General features: G+C 73.2%; 1 protein-coding gene and 1 pseudogene. Both read right to left on the bottom strand.

Annotation, left to right across the window (positions count from 1 at the left end):
• A pseudogene (locus tag ACLEQD_RS40750) lies at positions 1-1,597 on the bottom strand (condensation domain-containing protein); the annotation flags it as partial.
• A gap of 176 nt (positions 1,598-1,773) precedes the next feature.
• The coding region (locus ACLEQD_RS40745; RefSeq protein WP_410391311.1) for an acyltransferase domain-containing protein at positions 1,774-2,748 on the bottom strand (975 nt) is incomplete at its 5' end.

The following is a 2,748-nucleotide window of genomic DNA, read 5'->3' as shown; positions in this document are numbered from 1 at the left end:
GAACACGCTCCGTCGCGTACTCCAGCGCGCCGTGGACGCGGCGGGGCCTCGGAGAGCACGAGCGTGAGGTCCGCCAGGGTGGCGCCCCACTGCACGGGCGTGCCCGGCACCTCCACCAGCGAGCCGCGCATGCCGGTGAGCTCCAGCGTCGCGGCGCCCGCGCCCGCGCCCGTGTGGTAGACGAACACGGAGTCCGTCATCCGGCCGCGGCCGATGTCCTTGCCCGGGACGAGCGCCTCCACCAGGTACTCGAAGGGGACGTCGGGGCGCGTCTGCGCGTCAGCCACTTCGTCGCGCACCTGGGCGAGCAGGTCGCGGAAGGTGAGCCCGTCCGTGAAGCGCGTGCGGAACGCCGCCGAGTGGGCCACGTAGCCGATGAGCGGCAGCAGCTCCGGGCGCGTGCGGTTGCCGATGGGCGTGCCGACGATGACGTCCGTCTGGCCGCTGTATCGGTGCAGCAGCGTCTGCCACGCGGCGAGCACGGTCATGTAGCCGGTGAAGCCCTCGCGGCGCGTGAAGGCCGTCAGCTCACGGGCGAGCGCGGGCGGGAAGTCCACCGTCATGCGCGCGGAGGTGAGCGGGCTCTCCGTGGGGCGCGGTCGGTCGGTGGGCAGGTCCAGCTTGCGAGGCATGCCGGCCAGCCGCTGCCGCCAGCCCTGGTCCTGTTCAGGCAGGCGGTTGCCCGCGATGCTGTTGCGCTGCCACGTCGCGAAGTCCGCGTACTGCACGGGCAGCGGGGGCAGGGGAGACGGACGGCCCTGGAGGAAGGCGTTGTAGAGGTGGCCCAGCTCCTGGACGAACAGGGCGATGGAGAGCGTGTCGCTGACGATGTGGTGGACGCCGCCCAGCAACAGGTGCAGCTGCGTGTCCAGGCGGACCAGGGTGTGCGCACCACGGGGCCGTTGACCAGGTCGTACGGCTTCGCGGCGTCCTCGCGAGCGAGCCGCATGGCCTCGGGTTCGCGCGTCTCCATGGGCCCGCGCAGCTCCACGCGGGTGAGCGGGACGTGCATGTGCGCGTGGAAGCGCTGCACGGGGCGGCCGTCCACGACGTCGTAGGTGGTGCGCAGCGCTTCGTGGCGCTGGACGATCTCCTGGATGCCGCGCTCCAGCACGTCGGCGTCCACGTCGCCTTCGAGGCGCAGGACGAACGGGATGTTGTACGCGGACAGGCCGGGCAGGTGCTGCTCCAGGCGCCAGACGCGCTCCTGCACGAAGGACAGGGGCAGCTCGCCGGTGCGCGGCAGCGGCACCAGGGGGAGCTCCACGGAGACGGGGGCCCGCGGGGCCTGACGCAGCAGGGGCACCAGGCGTTCCGCGATGCCCGCGACGGTGGGGGCTTCGAAGAGGGCGGCGAGCGGCAGGTTCACGCCGAAGGCGTCGCGCACCTGGTTGAGGAGCTGGGCGGCCGTCAGCGAGTTGCCGCCAATCTCCAGGAAGTCGTCGTTGCGTCCGACGAACTCCAGGCCCAGGCGCTCGCGCCACAGCGCGGCCACGCGTTCTTCCACGTCACCGCGAGGTGCGTCGTCACGGACGGGCTGCGAGGAGGCCGGGGCCGAGGTGACAGGCTCGTCGAAGTCTGCGGCGTCGGTGGGCATCTGGGACCTGTCGAGGGATGCGGCGGCGGCCTGTGGCTGGGACGGGGTGAGGCTGCGGCGTCGGTCACGGCTGGGACGGGTGACGGCTGCGGAGGCGGCCTGCGGCTGGGACGGGGTGAGGGCTGCGGCGTCGGTGGAGGTCGTTGACGGAGGCCCGTCGAAGGAAGCGGTCTCCGTCAGCGTCGCCACGCGCCCCGTTCCGGCGAACGCGTTCGCGGTCTGGGGCGCGCGTGGGTGTTCCCGAAGGACGCGGCGTGGGTGGTCCCGAAGGACGAGGACGCAGCGCCGCCGTGCGAAGACGACGGCCCTGCGATGCGGTTATCGGTGGTCGTTGCCTCCCGGCCAGCCCCGCTCAGGTGCGCGGTCCCCGACAGCCCATCGGTTCCTCCGAGGGAGGCCGCGCCCGCGGAGACGGAGATCCCCGAGGAATCCGGCCGCACGGCTTCAGCGCCGTTCACCTGCGCCGGAGACCGCGTCGCCGTGGTGATGCGGCCGGACGCCGGGCCTTGCGCCTTCGGCTCCACCCAGACCGTCTTCTCCTGGAAGACGTACGTGGGCAGGTGCATCCGCAGGCGCTGCTCATGCGCGTAGAACGCGCTCCAGTCCACCGCGACGCCAGCGGTCCACAGCTCGCCCACGGCCTGGAGCCAGCCCATCTGCTCCGTCGTCGCCCCGCCCACGCGCAGCGACGCCAGCCCCTGGACGCGGCGCCCGTGCTCCTCCCGCGTCAGGTTCGCGCGCACCAGCGGCGTCACGTCCTGACCGGGCCCCACCTCCAGCAGCACCGCGCAGCCTTCCTCCTGGAGCGTCTCCACCGCGCGGGTGAAGTGCACCGGCCTGCGCATCTGCTCCGTCCAGTAGCGCGGATCCGCGAGCTGCCCCGGCTGCGCCACCGTCCCCATGAGGCTGGACACGTACCGCACCGCCGGCTCGGACCGGCGCAGCGTCCCCACCACCCGAGCCAGCTCCGGCATCACCGGCTCCACGTCCACCGAGTGGAACGCGTGCGGCGCGGGCATCCGCACCGCCCCGGCCTTGCGGCCCTTCAACTCCGCCTCCAGCCGCTCCACCTCCTCCACCGGACCGGACACCACGCAGCGGTCCGGCGCGTTCACCGCCGCCAGCTCCAGCCGGCCCGACAGCAGCGGCTG

Origin of the sequence: Corallococcus sp. 4LFB (genome assembly GCF_046520365.1) — a bacterium.
Lineage (GTDB): Bacteria > Myxococcota > Myxococcia > Myxococcales > Myxococcaceae > Corallococcus > Corallococcus caeni.
This window is presented reverse-complemented; position numbering and strand designations above follow the sequence as displayed.